The 17,909-nt window shown below is 54.9% G+C and carries 16 protein-coding genes and 1 pseudogene; 7 read left to right on the forward strand and 10 right to left on the reverse strand.

Going from position 1 to position 17,909, the window contains the following annotated elements; translation table 11 throughout:
* Positions 1-226: 226 nt before the first annotated feature.
* Positions 227-1,299 (reverse strand): annotated as a pseudogene (locus tag ABLU95_RS18695) (aldehyde dehydrogenase family protein); the annotation flags it as partial.
* Between the two features lie 195 nt (positions 1,300-1,494).
* Here ABLU95_RS18695 and ABLU95_RS18700 point away from each other — a divergent pair.
* The gene (locus tag ABLU95_RS18700) at positions 1,495-2,385 is read left to right on the forward strand and encodes a LysR substrate-binding domain-containing protein (protein WP_348880163.1); all 891 of its coding nucleotides are present in this window, start codon (positions 1,495-1,497) and stop codon (positions 2,383-2,385) included.
* Positions 2,386-2,709: 324 nt separating this feature from the next.
* On the opposite strand, the gene ABLU95_RS18705 is transcribed toward ABLU95_RS18700, so the two are convergent.
* From ABLU95_RS18705 to ABLU95_RS18720, 4 genes are all read right to left on the reverse strand, one after another.
* Positions 2,710-4,098 carry an MFS transporter gene (locus ABLU95_RS18705; RefSeq protein ID WP_241515630.1) on the reverse strand — a complete coding sequence of 463 codons (1,389 nt, stop codon included), beginning with the start codon at positions 4,096-4,098 and terminating at the stop codon, positions 2,710-2,712.
* Positions 4,099-4,172: 74 nt separating this feature from the next.
* A complete protein-coding gene (locus ABLU95_RS18710; RefSeq protein WP_087776291.1) occupies positions 4,173-5,174 on the reverse strand; it encodes a transketolase family protein in 1,002 nt (333 codons plus the stop codon).
* On the reverse strand, positions 5,174-6,019 hold the full coding sequence (locus ABLU95_RS18715) for a transketolase (protein ID WP_087776289.1): 846 nt from the start codon (positions 6,017-6,019) through the stop codon (positions 5,174-5,176). The genes ABLU95_RS18710 and ABLU95_RS18715 overlap by 1 nt, the downstream gene beginning before the upstream one ends.
* Positions 6,020-6,146: 127 nt before the next feature.
* Complete coding sequence (locus tag ABLU95_RS18720; protein ID WP_087776287.1) at positions 6,147-6,998, reverse strand: NAD(P)-dependent oxidoreductase; 852 nt, start codon at positions 6,996-6,998, stop codon at positions 6,147-6,149.
* Positions 6,999-7,849: 851 nt separating this feature from the next.
* On the opposite strand from ABLU95_RS18720, the gene ABLU95_RS18725 reads away from it, so the two are divergent.
* Positions 7,850-8,830: a LacI family DNA-binding transcriptional regulator gene (locus tag ABLU95_RS18725; protein ID WP_017900840.1), complete on the forward strand. Its 981-nt coding sequence runs from the start codon at positions 7,850-7,852 to the stop codon at positions 8,828-8,830.
* A 2-nt stretch (positions 8,831-8,832) separates the two neighbouring features.
* Here the strand turns inward: ABLU95_RS18725 and ABLU95_RS18730 are convergent, their stop codons facing one another.
* Positions 8,833-10,077: a mechanosensitive ion channel family protein gene (locus ABLU95_RS18730; protein WP_004202471.1), complete on the reverse strand. Its 1,245-nt coding sequence runs from the start codon at positions 10,075-10,077 to the stop codon at positions 8,833-8,835.
* 70 nt (positions 10,078-10,147) lie between these two features.
* Positions 10,148-11,575 carry an MFS transporter gene (locus ABLU95_RS18735; protein WP_048296961.1) on the reverse strand — a complete coding sequence of 476 codons (1,428 nt, stop codon included), beginning with the start codon at positions 11,573-11,575 and terminating at the stop codon, positions 10,148-10,150.
* 108 nt (positions 11,576-11,683) lie between these two features.
* Between ABLU95_RS18735 and ABLU95_RS18740 the strand changes: the two genes are divergently transcribed.
* The 4 genes from ABLU95_RS18740 (at position 11,684) to ABLU95_RS18755 (ending at position 14,720) form a co-directional block, all read left to right on the forward strand.
* Positions 11,684-12,550, forward strand: coding sequence for a helix-turn-helix transcriptional regulator (locus ABLU95_RS18740; RefSeq protein WP_023288725.1), 867 nt, complete (start codon positions 11,684-11,686; stop codon positions 12,548-12,550).
* A gap of 344 nt (positions 12,551-12,894) precedes the next feature.
* Complete coding sequence (locus ABLU95_RS18745) at positions 12,895-13,938, forward strand: DUF2157 domain-containing protein (RefSeq protein WP_241515631.1); 1,044 nt, start codon at positions 12,895-12,897, stop codon at positions 13,936-13,938.
* Between the two features lie 184 nt (positions 13,939-14,122).
* Positions 14,123-14,440: a type II toxin-antitoxin system RelE/ParE family toxin gene (locus tag ABLU95_RS18750; protein ID WP_049013659.1), complete on the forward strand. Its 318-nt coding sequence runs from the start codon at positions 14,123-14,125 to the stop codon at positions 14,438-14,440.
* Positions 14,433-14,720 (forward strand): helix-turn-helix transcriptional regulator, encoded by a 288-nt coding sequence (locus tag ABLU95_RS18755; RefSeq protein ID WP_049013658.1) that lies wholly within the window; start codon positions 14,433-14,435, stop codon positions 14,718-14,720. The genes ABLU95_RS18750 and ABLU95_RS18755 overlap by 8 nt, the downstream gene beginning before the upstream one ends.
* 156 nt (positions 14,721-14,876) lie before the next feature.
* Here the strand turns inward: ABLU95_RS18755 and nfsB are convergent, their stop codons facing one another.
* The 3 genes from nfsB to ABLU95_RS18770 form a co-directional block, all read right to left on the reverse strand.
* Positions 14,877-15,530 (reverse strand): oxygen-insensitive NAD(P)H nitroreductase, encoded by a 654-nt coding sequence (gene nfsB, locus ABLU95_RS18760; RefSeq protein ID WP_023288731.1) that lies wholly within the window; start codon positions 15,528-15,530, stop codon positions 14,877-14,879.
* A gap of 119 nt (positions 15,531-15,649) precedes the next feature.
* On the reverse strand, positions 15,650-16,018 hold the full coding sequence (locus ABLU95_RS18765; RefSeq protein ID WP_004202487.1) for an MmcQ/YjbR family DNA-binding protein: 369 nt from the start codon (positions 16,016-16,018) through the stop codon (positions 15,650-15,652).
* Positions 16,015-16,599 (reverse strand): TetR/AcrR family transcriptional regulator, encoded by a 585-nt coding sequence (locus tag ABLU95_RS18770; protein WP_023288732.1) that lies wholly within the window; start codon positions 16,597-16,599, stop codon positions 16,015-16,017. The genes ABLU95_RS18765 and ABLU95_RS18770 overlap by 4 nt, the downstream gene beginning before the upstream one ends.
* Positions 16,600-16,778: 179 nt before the next feature.
* On the opposite strand from ABLU95_RS18770, the gene ABLU95_RS18775 reads away from it, so the two are divergent.
* Positions 16,779-17,894, forward strand: coding sequence for an MBL fold metallo-hydrolase (locus ABLU95_RS18775; RefSeq protein ID WP_162543091.1), 1,116 nt, complete (start codon positions 16,779-16,781; stop codon positions 17,892-17,894).
* Positions 17,895-17,909 lie beyond the last annotated feature (15 nt).

Genomic DNA, 17,909 nt, shown 5'->3' on the forward strand with positions numbered 1-17,909 from the left:
GGGCGCAGGCGGTCTGTTGCGCCTCCTGCGCTAATAAGCATATGAAACGGCAAAAGGATGCGCGTTAACGGGGCGGGAGAGAAGCCCTGATTATTAATAGTTTCCCGAGACACCGTCTTACTGAGCCGCGCTTGCGCGCCAGGCTGGCAGGCCAACCAGAGGTCATTTATGATAGCCTGCAGGATCCACCTCTATCGCAGGAAGTGCAGGGTTTATGTCTATTGTTAAAATCTTTGGCCCGGTTCATCGCCAGAGTCGGGGATAATTTTTCATGCGCAAATGGCTCAGAGTCAGCAACCACGCTGACTTCGCCAATCAGGATTTTGGTGCTGGCAGGTAGGCTGAAACCAGCCAGTTCAGCAATTTTACAGGCAGATTGACCAACGATAGCGGCATTCAGCGCACCGTTTTTAAGGATTAATGCAGAAACTGCTTTTAACTCTTTACCGCGTAGAAAATAGCCACCATGAGTGGCGAAACGTTGACGTACCGCGTCATACACGGAATCAACCACGACAATGGATTGTTCGGAAGCGCAGATGACTCCGTTGTCGAAGGTTTTGGACATTAGCACGGAAGATACGGCGCGTTTAATGTCGGCAGTTTCGTCGCTCACCACAGGTGTGTTGCCTGCACCCACACCAATAGCTGGTTTACCAGAATTGTAAGCCGCTTTAACCATACCTGGTCCACCCGTTGCCAGGATCAAATTAATATCCGGGTGGTGCATCTGGGCGCTGGACAATTCAACAGAAGGCTCTTCGATCCAGCCGATAATGTCTTCTGGCGCGCCGGCATCGATGGCCGCCTGTAAGACAATATCCGCCGCCTGGTTAGTGGCATTTTTAGCACGTGGTTGCGGGGAAAAAATAATACCATTACGGGTTTTCAGGCTGATCAGCGATTGGAAAATTGCCGTGGAAGTTGGATTCGTGGTGGGAACAATAGTGCAGATAATGCCTACTGGTTCAACAATTGTGATAGTACCAAAAGTTTCATTTTCGAACAGTATGTCGCAGGTTTTTTCGTCCTTACAGGCGTTGTAGATTTATTTAGATGCGAAATTATTTTTAATGACCTTATCTTCGATGATACCCATACCTGATTCAGAGACGGCCATTTTTGCCAGGGAAATGCGGGCGTCTGCCGCAGCCAGGGCGGCGGCACGGAAAATTTTATCCACTTTATCTTGCGAAAAGGTAGCGTATTCTGCCTGTGCTTTTTGACACGGCTAATCAGCTCATTGAGTGCCTCAAGCTGCTCTGAACGATGGTTGTCAGTCGCTGGCGGAACATCAATGTTGTGGGGCGTTTTAGTACTCATCATTGACGTGATAATTTATCCAAATATATGATCAAAAAAATATGTCTGCAATAAATAAGTTTTGTTTTCGCAAAATACATAATCATTACCTGCTGTAGTATGTAATTTAAAAGAGTTGTAGTAAGATTCACAAGATAACTAAATTCAAAACGATTTGAGTGAAATGCAATAATGAACCTACTGGAAAAGATACCGCTGACATCTCTTAAAGTATTTGAAGTTGCTGGGCGAACCTGCTCGTTTACTGCCGCTGCTGGCGAACTGAAACTGACAGCCAGTGCCGTAAGCCATTCCATAAGAAAAATGGAGAAAATGTTGGATGTCCGCTTGTTTCATCGTAATACACGGGAGATGTCGTTAACCCGAGAAGGTGAAGTTTTGCTTAGGTGTATCCAGAAGGGGTTTCAGGAGATCGAGGGGGGATTTAAATCCTTATCGTTAAGAAAAAATCGTCCCCTACGTATCCACACCGCACCAAGTTTTGCAAATCAATGGCTTTTGCCAAGACTCTCTTCTTTCATTAGCGCTTTTCCTGATGTGGAACTAAAATTTTCGGCGGATACCGACCCCGTCCGATTCGAAGATGATGAATTTGATGTGGATATCATTTATGGTGAAACCGCTAAGCCTGGCTGTCATCAAATCCCACTCTCGGTTGAACAACTCACGCCGCTCTGTAGCCCGAAGATAGCTCAACGTATTAAAAAACCAGAAGATTTGTATCAATGTTTATTAATTCAATGCGATATTCAGCTTTATCAGTGGCGTGGATGGTTTGAAGAAAATAATCTCGCCCCGCCGGAAAGTTATGGTTTAAGCTTTGATCGGAGTTTTATGGCGATCAAAGCGGCATCTGATGGTCTCGGCGTGGTTCTGGAGTCAATGCTGCTCGCTGAACAAGAGCTTAAGCATGGAATTCTGGTTTGCCCTTTAATGAAAACGACAAAAGAAATACATTACATTGGCCACTATCTATGCTACCCAAAATTTAATCAGCACTCGCATCTTCAGATATTTCAGGACTGGATTTTAAAGGAGCTCAATATTGCACATCATCGTTGAGCTGAATCACATTGTTGGCCCGTCAGCGGTAAGTATTCAACCCGTCATAATATACGTAACGTGATCAACATCACTCCACCGGTTGCCAGGTAAAACATCCGTCACGGATACGTTAGTCATGGGATGGAAAATGGCAATATACAAGGCGATAGGATATTGCAATAGATATTCAGCAGGGCAAGGCGTACTGATTATTCAGCCGGCAGGGAAGGAGGGAAACTCAGGCGGCCTGAGCGTGGGGGGGATAAGCATGCGTGAAACCCTATTGAATACCTTATTGATATCACGCACGCCTGATTGATAAACAGAACAGATACCGAAGTTTTACTTTTGCAGATGTTCAGGCATGGATGCGCCAACAGGCAATGGTTCTTTAATGGTAAGCACGACAAGGAGGCAGACTAATGCAGCGATAGACAGGCTTATAAAGACGGCGTTCCAGTCATATTTATCCAGTAATATCCCCACGATCAGCGGCATACACACTGCGCCAATTTGACCGCCGGTATTGATGATTGAATAGGCAACCGGATAGCAGTCTTTTGACGCACGGCCCATGGCATACACAGAGTAGGCCGAGTAGCCCAGCGACAGTAAGAAGCCAATACTGAACAAAATAACCCCCAGCGCCAGCTTGCCCTGCGGGCCGGTGAGCATAAATCCCATCATGATGATGGTACAGAATGCGCTGAACAGCATTAATGGTTTACGTCTTTTACCAAACACATTATCTGACAACCATCCTCCCAGCAGATTACCAAAAACGTTGCCTGCGAACGGTGTGGAAGCCAGAATGGCGGAATTGATAATATTAAACCCATGCTCCTGCAGTAAATATTTTGGCAGCCACGACATGAGTACGCCATCCACAATGCCCACCATGCACATGTAGCCCATGGCGGCGCCATAAATATCCCAGCTGCTGAAGATCTCACGCGATGTTTTAAGCGGCGACAGCGCCGTTGTTCTGATGAAACGGTCGATCACCCCGTACTTAAATGGCCTGGCCTTAAATCGCTTTTGATTCTCCGTTGCGTGTTCATTTTCATCCTGAAATTGATCATTGATATAGTCCGCTTCTTCCTTATTGACAAACGGACTTTCGGCGGGTTTGTTTCTTACCAGCACATACCACACGATTGACAATATCATGCCCGGGACGGCGAAAAAATAAAAGATATGTCGCCAGTCATAATGAATCAGGATCCATGCGCAAATCGGCGGCACTAAAAAAGGTCCGAATTTGGAACCCGCGAGAAAAATACCCGTGGCGGTGCCCTTCTCTTTACTGGGAAACCAGTTATTGATCGTGGCGGTGGAGCTAATTACGACCGGGGCTTCACTGATGCCAACCAGCGCCCGTAAAACTTTAAGGACGACGAAAGAGTCGACTCTTCCCATAAAAAAAGTAAAAATTGAGGTCAGCGCCATCCCTAAAGCATAGGAAAATCGCACACCTTTTTTTCTGACCAGGTAGCCGGAAGGGATCTGGCATAGCGCGTAGCCGGCAAAAAACAAACTGATAATTACCCCAATATCAGTATTACTGAGTTTAAACTCGTCCTGGATATACGGGATAGCAAAACCAATGTTGGCCCTGTCTGCCTGGGCAACGACGAATATAATAAAGATAAGGGCCATAACAAACCAGCGATACTGGCTCTTCCGCTGAGTCTTTTTCTGTTTTAATGACTCAATATTATTTGTGGTCATATAAACCTCACGCTGGGTAATAGAGGTAACTCAATGCCGCCTTATGCGGCGGCATAATATCTGTTATCGAGTGGTTAGTTGATACGGTTTTTGATTTTTTCCACCAGTGCAGTGGTTGAAATACCGTAGCGATCGTGCAGCGTGGGCAGCGCACCGGCATGCAGGAATTCATCCGGGAGAGAAACCACGTCAAATTCACAATTCACGCCTTTGCGCATCAGCAGCGCGGCAACCGCTTCGCTCAGGCCGCCCACGCAGGTATGGTTTTCTGCCGTGACGACCAGACGACCCGGTTTTGCTGCCTGCGCGAGGATAGTTTCTTCATCCAGCGGCTTGATGGTCGGCACGTGCAGCACTGCCACGCTCACGTTGTCCTTACGCAGCTTTTCCGCCGCTTCCAGGGCGCGCATGGTCATCAGGCCGGAAGAGATAAGCAGTACATCGTTACCCTCTTCTAGCAGCTTCGCTTTGCCCAGTTCAAACTTGTAGCCATATTTGTCCAGTACCAGCGGCACCTTGCCGCGCAGCAGGCGCATATACACCGGGCCTTTATGGTCGGCAATTGCTGGCACGGCCTGTTCAATTTCCAGTGCATCGCACGGATCGATGATGGTCAGTCCCGGAATGCCGCGCATGATCGCCAGATCTTCAGTCGCCTGGTGGCTGGGGCCGTAGCCTGTGGTCAGGCCCGGCAGGGCAGCGCAAATTTTCACATTCAAGTGTTCTTCGGCAATGACCTGGTGAATGAAGTCATAAGCGCGGCGGGTTGCGAATACCGCGTAGGTGGTGACGAAGGGGGTGAAGCCCTCTTTTGCTATTCCGCCTGCCGCACCCATTAGTAGTTGCTCGGCCATTCCCATCTGGAAGAAGCGTTCAGGATAGGCCTGGGCAAAAATATGCAGGTCGGTATATTTCGACAGGTCAGCGGTCATGCCGACAATGTCCGGGCGTTCTGCCGCCAGTTTCGACAACGCAGTGCCGAAGGGGGCGGAAACCGTCGCCTGGCCTTCATCAGCGATAGACGCGATCATGGCAGACGTTTTTAAGCGAGTTTTAGTCTGATTTGGCTGGCTCATTACAGCACTCCTTCCGGTTTATTGGCATCCAGCACGGCGATCGCTTTCTGCCATTCATCGGCGTCGACGCGGATAAAGTGGTTTTTGTCGCGGGTTTCCAGGAACGGCACGCCTTTGCCCATTAGCGTGTCGCAGAGGATCACGCGCGGTTGGTTTTCCGGCCAGCTTTTCGCGTTTTCAAACGCTTTGATAACGGCAGATACGTCATTGCCATCTATGCGCTGAACGTACCAGCCAAACGATGTCCACTTCTCATGCAGCGGCTCAAAGCCCAAAATCTTACGCGAGTCGCCATCGGCCTGCTGCTTGTTCACGTCTACGATGTTGATAAGGTTAGTTAGCCCGTAGTGTGCGGCAGACATGGCCGCTTCCCAGGTTGAACCTTCATCCAGTTCGCCATCCGACATGGAGTTGATGACCAGCGCCGGATTTTTCTTCTGGCGCAGACCCAGCGCCATCCCGATGGCGATGCTCAGCCCCTGGCCTAACGAACCGCCGGATATTTCCATCGCCGGGGTGTAAGTGGCCATGCCGGACATCGGCAGGCGGCTGTCATCAGAGCCGTAAGTTTCCAGCTCCTCTTCCGGGATAATTCCAGCTTCAAGCAGCGCCGCGTAATAGGCGATAGCATAGTGACCGTGTGATAGCAGGAAACGGTCGCGTCCTTCCCACTCCGGCTCTGACGGACGGAAATTCATCATGTGCGCAAAGGCCGTTGCTAACACATCGGCATAGCCCAGAGCCTGACCGATATAACCTTGCCCCTGAACTTCCCCCATACGAAGGGCATAGCGACGGATGCGCCATGCGGCGGCCGCGACTTTCTGTAATTCAGTTTGTGCCATAATAAACTCTCAGTTAACTTATTGATTCTGATAAAAATATCAGTTACGTCAAAATTTATTTAACAGGTGGCCTTGACGGATATAGAAATATGTCCGTGTAAATAATTAAATATTAATTAAGCGATTGTTATTGGATATTCCACGTTTCAATAACGCGGCTATCATCTTTCAGGCCAAGTCCGGCATTTAATGCAGCAAGATAACGTTGATGAGCAACCTCAAGCATAGGAACCTGAGCGTGACAACGTTGCGCCGCGACTGAAACTAATCCACTGTCTTTGACAAAAATATTAATGGTACTGGTCACCTCAACATCGGTACCTTTTAACATTCGGGGCCCGCGGTCGGATAACATCCAGGATCCTGCCGCGCCTTTTTCTATTAACGGTAATACGTTTTTTGGATCGAGCCCCAGTTGGCGGGCAAGATTTAATGCCTCGGCGGCCGCAACAATATGAATGGAACACAGATGCTGGTTAATCACTTTAATGGCCTGCCCGTCGCCGATGTTTTTGCCGACAAAACGCACACTGCCCATGGCCTGTAATACCGGGCCGACAGCCTCAATGTCATGCTCAACGCCGGACGCGAAAATCACCAGCTCTCCCGTTGATGCCCGCGCCGTTCCCCCGGTAACCGGCGCGTCAATGACTCTGGCGCCAGCGCGGTTGAGTTCGCGGGCGGCAAGACGAGCAGCATCCGGGCCCACGGTGGACATAATCACCCATGTCTGCCCAGCCAGATAATCGCCTGCCTCTGCAACCAGCTGCTCCAGCTGTTTTGGCGTTGCCACCATCACAACCACTATCTCAGCGTCCGGGACTGACTTAAGGTTTTTTACGACGTGAATATTCTGTTCAGCCGCCCTGGCAATAGAGCTTTCAGCCAGATCAACGCCAGTTACGGAATGCCCTGCCAGCTGGATTTGTTTCGCCATCGGCAAGCCGATAGCCCCCACACCCACAAATACAACGTTCATTCTCCTTCTCCTTTCTTTCTCTGGCTGCGCAATGCTTCTCTGTATCAGGGAATATCGCGGCGGCCCGGTCACGATATTTAAGTGCTTTGGACCGGGGGTGACAAACAAACAACATTCAACAGCCGTTGAATTTGAGTCACAAAACTTACTGAGCTTTAAGGCGTACAGCTGGTCGGTGCAAGCTACCCGTTGACAGCTGATTTGGCGCGTAGCTGAAGCGAATTAGGTGCTGAAACAGGTCAATTTACTCTGTCTTACAGAGACAGGAATCACTGCGAGATTATTCAGGTTTATTCATTAAGCAGGGCTGTCAGATAAGACCTCATCGGTATATCAATAGCAGCAATCAAATTGACCGGCTGTTAACCTTCAGCAACCTCGTCTGAGGAGTGAGTATGGTTCGAAACAAAATTTGAAGAACATCACATTTTTAAATGAGCTGATAAAGGTCCGCGATCAGGTAAAATTTTAATTGTTGTGATCTCATCCACTTTAAATGTTCAGGCGTGGAAAAGTAAATCAATGGAAATAATATAGAAATATTACCTTCTTTTGCCGAAGGTTCGCGAAATTATTTATGTTTCATAATAAAAAGTTGAGATGGTGTTATTTACATATAATAAAGATAAATATCTAAATATAATAAGATTTACTCTCCCCGAGCATTGCAAAGCCTCTTTGATCGCTTGCGGAAACTTAATATTTTCATGCGAACCTGGCCCTCCCGGTATCTCTGCTGACGATAAAAATTCAGCATCACAACCGCCTCCGCTGGCGACGCAGGCGACGCAGGCGACGCTCATTTATGATAATCTGCGAAACATCATGTCTATGCGGGAAGTGCTGGGGTCATGTCTATTCAGAAAATTGCTCGTCTGGCCGGCGTTTCGGTGGCCACGGTGTCGCGGGTGCTGAACAACAGCGATACGGTAAAAGCCAAAAACCGTGAGCGCGTGCTGCAGGCGATCAAAGAGAGCAACTATCAGCCGAACCTGCTGGCGCGTCAGCTGCGAACCGCCCGCAGCAATATGATCCTGGTGATGGTCTCCAATATCGCTAACCCCTTTTGCGCCGAGGTGGTGAAAGGGATAGAAGAAGAGGCGGAAAAGAACGGCTACCGCATTCTGCTGTGTAACTCCGGGTCGGATCTGGCCCGCTCGACCTCCGGCCTGCAGCTGCTCTCCGGCAAAATGGTCGATGGCATTATCACCATGAACGCGCTCTCCAGCCTGCCGGAACTGACCACCATGATTGGCGATGCGCCCTGGGTACAGTGTGCGGAGTATGCCGACACCGGCAGCATCTCCTGCGTCGGGATTAACGACGTCGAGGCGGCCCAGGGGGCGGTGTCCCGGCTGGCCGACGGCGGCCGCCGCCGCATCGCGCTCATTAATCACGACCTCAGCTATCGCTACGCCCGTCTGCGCGAGCGCGGCTATAAAAGCGTGCTGCACGTGCACGGTCTGGCGTATCAGCAGGTAACCTACGCGCAGGATCTTAGCGCGGCGGCCGGTAAACGGGCGATGGAGCAGCTGCTGTCGCAAGATGAGAAGCCCGACGCGGTATTTGCCGTATCGGACTCCCTTGCCGCCGGGGCGCTGCGGGCGATTGACCAGGCCGGGCTGCGGGTGCCGGAGGATATCGCGGTGATCGGCTTCGACGGCACCGAGCTGGCGGAAGTGGTCTCTCCGCAGCTAACCACCGTTGAACAGCCCTCCCGGGCGATCGGCCGCACGGCGGTGGATCTGTTAATGAAACGCATCGACGATCCCGATGCCGCCGTCGAGCGGGTGATGATGGACTGGCGCGTGATCGCCCGCGCCAGCGCCTGAGGTCAGCGGGAGAAGGCCCCCGCCAGCGCGCGAATGTCGTTGCCGGTGGGCGTTTGATGAATGCGTAAGCCAAACTCCTCCACCACGGCGAAGACATGGTCGAAAATATCCGCCTGGATCCCCTCATATTCCGCCCACACCACGGTGTTGGTGAAGCAGTAGATCTCGATCGGCAAGCCGTTGGCATCCGGCGCCAGCTGGCGCACCATCAGGGTCATATCCTGGCGGATGCGCGGATGATGACGTAAATACTCCTGCAGATAGGCTCGAAAGGTGCCGACATTGGTCATTCGGCGCTCATTGAGAACCGATTGCTCCCCGGCATACTGCTGGTTCCAGGCGCTAATCTCCTCGTGGCGCGAATCCATATAGGGTTTAAGCAACTTCGCCCGGATCAAGCGCTGCTGCTCCTGTTCATCGAGGAAATGAATGCTGGTGGTGTCGATGTTGAGGCTGCGCTTAATGCGGCGGCCGCCGGAGGCCGACATCCCGCTCCAGTTTTTAAACGAGTCGGAGACCAGCGACCAGGTCGGAATGGTGGTGATGGTGTTGTCCCAGTTGCGTACCTTGACCGTGGTGAGACCGATATCGATCACCGCGCCGTCGGCGCCGTACTTCGGCATCTCCAGCCAGTCGCCAAGCTTGAGCATATCGTTGGCCGAGAGCTGGATACCGGCCACCAGACCAAGGATCGGATCTTTAAATACCAGCATCAGTACCGCGGCCATGGCGCCGAGCCCGCTAATCAGGATCGCTGGCGACTGGCCTATCAGCAGGGAAATAATCAGGATGCCGATAATAATCGCCGTCACCAGCTTAATTCCCTGGAATATCCCCTTCAGCGGTAGCTGAGAGGCGGCGGGAAATTTCTGCGCCAGCTTTAAGATCACATCCAGCAGCGAGAAGAAGGACAGCATGGCATATATCATCACCCATAGCTGAGCCACGGTGGTTAATATTTCCGCGGCCTCGCTGCCTTTTTGCAGCCACAGCACCGCCTGCACGTTAACGATGATCCCCTGCAGAGTAAAGGCCAGTCGGTGAAAGAGTTTATTCTGCGTGATGATTTGCAACCACAGATGGCTGCTGGCCAACGCCCGTTTTTCAAAAGCGCGCAGGACCACTTTGTGCAATATCAGATGCACGACGACGGCGGTGAACAAGATAATGCCGAAGATAATCATCAGCGAGCGGGTGGGGGTTATTTCGATTCCTAAGGCGGCAATTTGCGATATTAATTCCTGCATAACGTCTCCTGAATATCCAGCGGGTATGATGACCGCTGGATAACGATTATGCAAATTACCGCCGCCGGTATTACGACGCCGCCGTCGCCGGCTGTCGGTTGAGATGATGGCGCAGCCACAGCGCGATGGCCCCCAGCAACAGCATCATGGCCACCTCGACCAGCAGAAAATCAATCAGCGCCTGCGGATAGTTTCCGCCGCCGCGGCGGGCCAGCGCCAGGAACAGCGATCCGAGGATAGCCGGCCCGAGACCGAGGGTCGCCTGCTGCAGGGTGCTGAGGATGGCGCTCCCGGCCCCGGCGTCGCTGGCGCTGATATCGCGCATGCCAATCCGGTAAAAGCTGTTGACGATCAGCGCCTGACCGTAGCCGATCAGCGCCGTGGCGGGGACCAGCGTCAGGGCGGTGGTGGCGATGCCGAAGCGGGAGAAGGTGGCGCACAGCAGCAGTAGCCCGGCGATCTGCACCGTCAGACCGGTTAACAGGATCCGCCCCATGCTATAGCGGGCGATAAGCCGCGGGGCATACAGCGCCGAAATAAAATAGGCCACGCCGAGGGCGATAAAGCTATTGCCGGACTGCCACGGCGCCATCCCCAGCCCTTCCTGCATGGTCAGCGCCATGCAGAACATAAAGCCGGACCAGGCGCTGAAGAACAGCAGAGCGATGGCCATCCCGAAGCGGATGCTGGTCAACTGCAGCAGACGCGGCGGCAGCAGGGGATGGTCGCCGCGCTGCTGCTGGCGCAGGGCGCTCTGACGCATGGCGAACAGCAGCGGCAGGACCGCCACCAGCATCAGCTGCAGCCACAGCGGCCAGTGCAGCTCGGGACCGAGGGCCATCGGGAACAGCAGGCAGCAGAGGATGAGGGCGAGGTACAGGGTACCCTGCCAGTCAATCCGCGACGGCGTCTCACGACGGGTTTCCGGCACATAGCGGCGGCTCAGGGCCAGCACCAGCAGGCAGATCGGCACATTGATAAAAAAGGCGTTGCGCCAGCCCAGCCCGGCGATATCCGCCGATACCAGCCAGCCGCCGCCCATCTGACCGACGATAAACGCGATCCCGCCGATCCCGCCATACAGGCTGATGGCCCGGGCGTGGGCCGGGCCTTTGAGGGTGACGTGCAGGGTGGCGAGGATCTGCGGCACAATCAGCGCCGCCCCGGCGCCCTGCAGTGTACGGGCGGCCAGCAGGGCGCTGATGCTGTTCGCCATGCCGCACAACAGGGAAGCGATGCCAAAGAGAGCGACGCCCCACATAAACAGGCGACGGCGGCCATAGTTATCGCCAAGCTTACTGCCCATCGCCAGGCAGACGGCAAAGGCGACGCCGTAGAGCGCGACGATAAGCTCCAGCTGCGTGGCGCTGGCCGCCAGGGTGTGGGTGATGGCGTCCAGCGCCACATTGGTGATCGAGGTATCAATAAGCGGCAGCATCTGGCCGCCCAGCAGCAGCCACAGACCGGCGCGGCCGGGTGAAACAGCAGACGTTTTCATGGGGTTCTCCATTGCGTCATTCAGCAGACCGACGTAGCATTACCGATAAATTAAACGGGTACCAGTTCCTGTCTATACTGGTACTGGAACTACCATGCTGGAGGGGTGATGACCACGATGCCGCAACGAGAGTCGACGTTCGCCGTGCCGGACGATCGGCGCAAACAGCTGGGGGCGTTTCTGCGCGCCCGGCGTGAGAGCCTCGATCCGCAGCGCCTGGGGTTGCCCCGGGTGGGCCGCCGGCGCACGCCGGGTCTGCGCCGGGAGGAGGTGGCGATGCTCGCCGACGTCGGCGTCACCTGGTACACCTGGCTGGAGCAGGGGCGGGAGGTGAATCCGTCGGAAGCGGTGCTGGTGGGGGTAGCGAATGCCCTGCAGTGCAGCCCGCTGGAGACCCGGCACCTGTTCGTGCTCGCCGGGCTGACCCCGCCGGAAGCGACCCAGGTGACGGTATGCGAAGGCATCAGCCCCGGCACCCGGCGAATGCTGGACAGCCTGATGCCGCAGCCGGCCAGTATTCAGAAACCGAACTTTGATATTGTGGCCTGGAACGACAGCTTCTGCCGCCTGATGGGCATCGATTTCGCCACCCTCCCGGAAGAGGATCGCAACTGTATATATCTGTATCTGACCCATGAGACCTGGCGCAGCCGGATCGAAAATCGCGATGTGCTACCGACCTTCGTCTCCTATTTCCGCGCCGCGATGGCCGAGCACCGTGGCGATCCGGCATGGGAAAACAAACTGGCGCGCTTTTTCGCCGCCTCGTCGGAGTTTGAAGCGCTGTGGCATCAGCGCTACGAGGTGCGCGGCGTGGAAAACCAGATTAAACATTTTAACCACCCGCAGCTCGGGCGATTCAGCCTGCAGCAGATGTACTGGTATTCGGCGCCGCGCAACGGTTCGCGCCTGCTGGTCTACCTGCCGATGGACGAGGCGGGCGAGCAGGCGCTGGCGTGGCTGGACCAACATTAATCACAAGGAATCAGATGGCTGGCAATGTGCCATCTTCGGGTATTGCCCGGCCTGCCGGGAACGTCTCAGCGATGTTGAGGCCGCAACACCGGCAGTTTCAGCAGCCCCAGGCCCGGCGGTGATTTGGGACCGTAGGCCGGGTCAGGCGCAGCCGCCACCCGGCAATATGACGGGTATCGAGCCTGATATCATGCCCGGCGGCGCTGCGCTTACACGGGCCTAGGTTGCGGGGTAACAATCTGATATATAAATGGTTAGGTAGGCCGGGTCAGGCGCAACTGCCACCCGCAGAAAGGCGAGCACATTAGCGAAAACAGGTTTGTCATCAGTCTCAAGGAATGCCTATGAACGTAACCCGAAAAGAGCAGCGCATTATTCAGCGCGCGCTGAACGCCTGGCAGGCCAGCGGGGAGTTAACCCCGGCGGACAGCCAGCGGCTGGCGCAAACGCTGCGCGTCTCCCCCTTCGACTGGCGGCGCCTGAGCCGCTATGCCTTCTGGACCGCGCTGACCTGCGTGCTGATTGCTCTGGGCAGTCTGTTCGCCGACAATGAACTGGTGGCGTGGCTGCTGAGCCTGTTCAGCCGCTCGGCGCTGACGCGGATCCTGCTGCCTGCGCTGCTGGCTGTCGCCTGCTACGCCTGGGGTTATCGCCGCCAGCGGCGGGAGACGCAGTGGCACTACAGCACCGAGGCGATTTTGTTTCTGGGCGTTGTCTTTACCGCGGTGGCGCTATGGCAGCTTGGCGAACGGCTGGATAACGGCAGCGGCCATATCGCGCCGCTGTTTCTGGCCGGATGCGTGATTTACGGCGCTATCGGCTATGCTGCCCGCTCCGGGCTGGTGTGGCTCTTTTTTCTGCTGGCGCTGGGCAACTGGTTTGGCGCGGAAACCGGCTATGTCTCGGGGTGGGGCGCCTACTGGCTGGGCATGAACTACCCGATTCGCTTCGTCCTGTTCGGCGGCGCGCTGCTGGCGCTCTGCTACGGCGCGCAGTCCCTGCTTCGCCAGCGGCAGCTGTTTACCGTCAGCAAGGCGATGGGCCTCACGTATCTGTTTATTGCGCTGTGGATCCTGTCGATTTTCGGCAATTACGACGCTGACAGCTGGTACAACGTAAGCCAGGCGCGACTCCTGCCGTGGGGGCTGCTGTTTGCCGCGGCGGCCGGCGTCTGCATTTTTATCAGTCTGAAAACCGATGACGCAATGCTGCGCGGCTTTGGGTTAACCTTCCTGGCGATCAATCTCTATACCCGCTTCTTTGAGTTTTTCTGGAACGGGATGCACAAGGTGCTGTTTTTCCTGATCCTTGCCGTCTCGCTGGCGGTGATTGGCCGCTATGCCGAGCGCATCTGGCACGCGGGTGAAAGGCAGGTGGAGAACAACTAACCTCGCTTTGAGAACGCTAACCACTCAGGCCGCGCTAAGTCGCGGCTTTTTTTCGTCCATGATTCCAGTTTCAGCACGTTTTTCTGCGATTGGCAGCAAATGCGCATACGCTTGCCGGGCATCGGCAAAATTAGCCTTTAAGGCAATTTGCCTTATATGCTAACATTTAGAGGAAGGGAGTCTGATGTTCAGAATGGTTGTGCACGTGGACGTTAAAAAGGAATTGCAGGCGCTTCCGGCCATTGTCCAGGCGAAGATGATCAGGCAATTAGACAAGTTACGCCAAAATCCCACCGCGCTGAGAGAACCTGACAGTAAACCGCTGGGGCAGGGGCTATTCGAAATTCGGGCGTTAGGTTCGGTACAGGGGCGGGGGATTTACGTTTTTCAGCAAGGCAAGACGCTCTTTCTGCTACGGGTTTTTGTCAAGAAAACGCAAAAAACCCCGTCATCGGAAATTCGCCTGGCGCTGAAGCGATTAGAGGAGATGCGCAATGAGTAAAAAGATCATTGACTGGGATACGTTAAAAACGGAACTGCTCAGCCAGCCTGAGGTTCAGGCTGCGTTCGATGCGCAAGAACGTCAACATCGATTACGTACTATGCTGGCGCAATGGCGCGAGCAGGCGGGGCTGACACGAGCCCAGGTGGCGCAGAGGATGGGGGTGAGTGCGCCAACGGTCTCCAGAATGGAAGCCAATATCACCCGCGCCAGTCTGGATACCTTAACGCGATACGCGTTAGCCTGCGGTATAAAGCACCCACAAGTTTTACTGTATTAAATTAACGCGCCCGGCGGCGCTGCGCTTGCACGGGCCTACGGTGAGGGCTAACCAGCTGATATAGAGAGGGTTATGTAGACCGGGTCAGGCGTAGCCGCCACCCGGCACTGACAAGCGACACCACAGGCGCCCGGTTAAAGGCGCCTTGTGGGGAGATTAAATCTCGGTAATCGTCGTCGACTGCGGCAGACGCGACTTCGGCAGGGAGGCGTTAAAGTCTTCAACGCTATGATGGCCGACCGGGACCACCACCAGGCTGGTGTAGCCCTGGGCTTTCAGGTCAAATTCCTCATCGAGGATCGCAAAATCAACCCCTTCAATCGGCACGGCGTCGAGACCCATCGCCGCTACGCCCAGCAGGAAATTGCCGACGTTGAGATACACCTGCTTCGCCATCCATTGATCGTCATCCTTCAGCTCTTTGCGGTGCATATCGGCAAAGAAAGTGCGACCCTTGTGGTTAGCGGCTTTTGCGTCCGGGGTGGCGAAACGGCCATCGGCCTCTTCCTGATCCACGACGCGCTGCAGCCAGGCGTCGTCCATCGCGGTTTTCGCGCAGAACACCACCACGTGCGAGGCGTCGAGAATTTTACGTTCGTTGAACACGTAGGTACCGCTGGCGGCTTTCGCCACGCGGGCTTTCCCTTCATCGGTGCTGGCGACGATAAAGTGCCACGGCTGGGAGTTGGTGCTAGACGGGCTGTACTGCAGCAGCGTTTTCAGCTGTTCCGCTTCCCCGGCAGTCAGCTTTTTCGTGGCGTCAAAGGCCTTGGTGGAATAGCGCTTCAAAGCGACCGATACGATATCCATAACTCTTCCTCACAGTTTACAGCACCTTACCGGTGCGTTCAGGAGAGGAAGAGTACAGCGAAGATCGCCAAATGATAAGGGTGAAAAATGCGATAACACTTATCGCGTTTGGCTGAAAATCAGCGCGGACGCAGGCGCTGCTGGGCCTTTTTGCTCAGCTTGTTCACCACCTGATGCCATGAGTCGTCAATCAGCTCGGCCAGCAGATCCTCGCTGATGTCGTCCCCCGGCACCACCGTGATCCAGTGTTTCTTGTTCATATGGTAGCCCGGTTCGATACTGCGATAAATTTCCTGATTGAGCAGCGACTTCTGCGGCTCGGCCTTGAGGTTGACCAGCGCCCGGCCGCGAATGGTCATGGTGATCATAAAGATGCGGCCGTCGACCTTAAACACGTCGTACTCCGGCCCAAAGGGCCAGCAGTGCTCGGTAAACGGGTAGGTCAGGGCGATACGGTGGGCGCAGGGGTGCAGCGTTTCCGGCGTCATTTGGCATCCGCCTCATGCAGGGCGTTCCACATGGCTTCAAAGCCAAGGGCGATAATCTCCCGGGCGCGCTGCGGATCGTGGCTGGCGAATTCGATAGTGGTTTCCGCCAGCGACAGAAACAGGGCATCGCCAAAGGCGCGATACGCTTCGCTGAGGAATATCTCTTTCACCGACAGCTGGCACATTTCGTTGAGCTCCGGAAAGCTCTCTTTCACCTGGCGGCGGGTTTCGTCCGTGATGCGCTCGCTGAGCGCCATCCGGCGGATCGCCTTGTGCTCCATCGGGTTGCGCACGCCCCAGTCGATATAGCTGTTCCAGATATTGCGCGCGTTCTCTTTCGGGCGCTTTTCGTCCGGATCCAGCCCGGCGATCATCATCCGCACCAGGCGCAGCTTAATGGCGAGGTACAGTTCGTTGAGCAACTCATCCTTGGTGGCGAAATAGCGAAACAGCGTCCCCTCGGCAACCCCGGCGCTGCGGGCGATGGCCGACGTCGAGGCGGCGATGCCGGACTGGGCGAAAGCCGCGGCGGCAGCTTCCAGTAACGCTTGCTTTTTATCTTCACTCTTTGGACGAGCCACTACATTTTTCCTCACGCAGGTTTAAACAAACCGCCGATCTTTGCACGTCTGACCAGGTCGCTGCAACGGCGGAACGCAAAAATTGAAAATCGTCTTGACGACTTTCATCACATTCCTAATAATGAGTGCGTACTCACTCATAATCAAGTTATATCATAAAGCCTCCGGGATGGGGGCTTTTGTCTGGTCAGGATATGAACCGTGTCACTTTCAGCGTGGTCGCCATCATGTTACTCGCAGCAGCAACGACATTGCCGTTTGTCCTCAATGCCGGTTTTGGTAAGGCGCCGCAGGGGGCACAGCTTAGCCAGGTGGAAGCGTCTCCCCACTACCGGGACGGCCAGTTCCATAACCAACTGCCCACGCCGGGATTCACCGGGCAGAAAAATATGCTGGCGGCGTGGTGGGATTTTTTGATGACCAAACGGGAAAACGCCCGTCCCGCGCAGCCGCTGCCGCTGGTGAAAACTGATCTGGCGACGCTGCCCCTCGGGCAGGACGTAATGGTCTGGCTCGGCCACTCTTCCTGGTATCTGCAGCTGGCGGGAAAACGCATCCTGATCGACCCGGTGTTCAGCGATTACGCGGCGCCGTTCTCCTTTATCAATAAAGCCTTCCCCGGCGATTATCCGTGGCGGGCGGAAGGGATGCCGGAGATCGATCTGCTGATCGTCTCCCACGATCACTACGACCATCTGGATTACGCCACCATCCGCGCTCTGCTGCCGAAAATTAAGCGGGTCATTACGCCGCTGGGGGTTGGGTCGCACCTGCGCTACTGGGGAATGGACGGGGCGCTGATTACCGAAGCGGACTGGCAGCAGGCGATTCCGGTTAGCGATGAGCTCACCGTCCACGTCCTGCCGGCGCGGCACTTTTCCGGCCGTGGGCTGAAGCGCAACCAGACGCTGTGGGCCAGTTTTCTGTTCGTTACCCCGCAGCAAAAGATTTATTACAGCGGCGACAGCGGGTATGGGCCGCACTTTAAAGCGATAGGCGATGAGTTCGGTCCGATCGATCTGGCGATCATGGAGAACGGACAGTATGACCAGGACTGGAAATATATCCACATGATGCCGGATGAAACGGCTCAGGCTGCTGACGACCTGCGCGCTCGCGCGGTGCTGCCTGGGCATGCAGGACGATTCGTTTTGGCGAAACACAGCTGGGATGAACCGTATCAACGGCTGGCGGCTGCCAGCGAAGGAAGGGCCTGGCGTCTGCTGACGCCTGTGCAGGGCGAGCCGGTGTGGGTCGCCGATAAGACGCAATCATTTAACGCCTGGTGGCGCTAAGCGCCAGTGCAGTAT

Source organism: Klebsiella sp. GG_Kp146, from assembly GCF_040061975.1.
GTDB classification, from domain to species: Bacteria; Pseudomonadota; Gammaproteobacteria; order Enterobacterales; family Enterobacteriaceae; genus Klebsiella; species Klebsiella quasipneumoniae.

Bases quoted from the DNA above. Each gene is read 5' to 3' on its own strand.
- ABLU95_RS18700 (WP_348880163.1), top strand. From the start codon at position 1,495: ATGAACCTACTGGAAAAGATACCGCTGACATCTCTTAAAGTATTTGAA.
- ABLU95_RS18705 (WP_241515630.1), bottom strand. From the start codon at position 4,098: ATGACCACAAATAATATTGAGTCATTAAAACAGAAAAAGACTCAGCGG.
- ABLU95_RS18710 (WP_087776291.1), bottom strand. From the start codon at position 5,174: ATGAGCCAGCCAAATCAGACTAAAACTCGCTTAAAAACGTCTGCCATG.
- ABLU95_RS18715 (WP_087776289.1), bottom strand. From the start codon at position 6,019: ATGGCACAAACTGAATTACAGAAAGTCGCGGCCGCCGCATGGCGCATC.
- ABLU95_RS18720 (WP_087776287.1), bottom strand. From the start codon at position 6,998: ATGAACGTTGTATTTGTGGGTGTGGGGGCTATCGGCTTGCCGATGGCG.
- ABLU95_RS18725 (WP_017900840.1), top strand. From the start codon at position 7,850: ATGTCTATTCAGAAAATTGCTCGTCTGGCCGGCGTTTCGGTGGCCACG.
- ABLU95_RS18730 (WP_004202471.1), bottom strand. From the start codon at position 10,077: ATGCAGGAATTAATATCGCAAATTGCCGCCTTAGGAATCGAAATAACC.
- ABLU95_RS18735 (WP_048296961.1), bottom strand. From the start codon at position 11,575: ATGAAAACGTCTGCTGTTTCACCCGGCCGCGCCGGTCTGTGGCTGCTG.
- ABLU95_RS18740 (WP_023288725.1), top strand. From the start codon at position 11,684: ATGACCACGATGCCGCAACGAGAGTCGACGTTCGCCGTGCCGGACGAT.
- ABLU95_RS18745 (WP_241515631.1), top strand. From the start codon at position 12,895: ATGAACGTAACCCGAAAAGAGCAGCGCATTATTCAGCGCGCGCTGAAC.
- ABLU95_RS18750 (WP_049013659.1), top strand. From the start codon at position 14,123: ATGTTCAGAATGGTTGTGCACGTGGACGTTAAAAAGGAATTGCAGGCG.
- ABLU95_RS18755 (WP_049013658.1), top strand. From the start codon at position 14,433: ATGAGTAAAAAGATCATTGACTGGGATACGTTAAAAACGGAACTGCTC.
- nfsB (WP_023288731.1), bottom strand. From the start codon at position 15,530: ATGGATATCGTATCGGTCGCTTTGAAGCGCTATTCCACCAAGGCCTTT.
- ABLU95_RS18765 (WP_004202487.1), bottom strand. From the start codon at position 16,018: ATGACGCCGGAAACGCTGCACCCCTGCGCCCACCGTATCGCCCTGACC.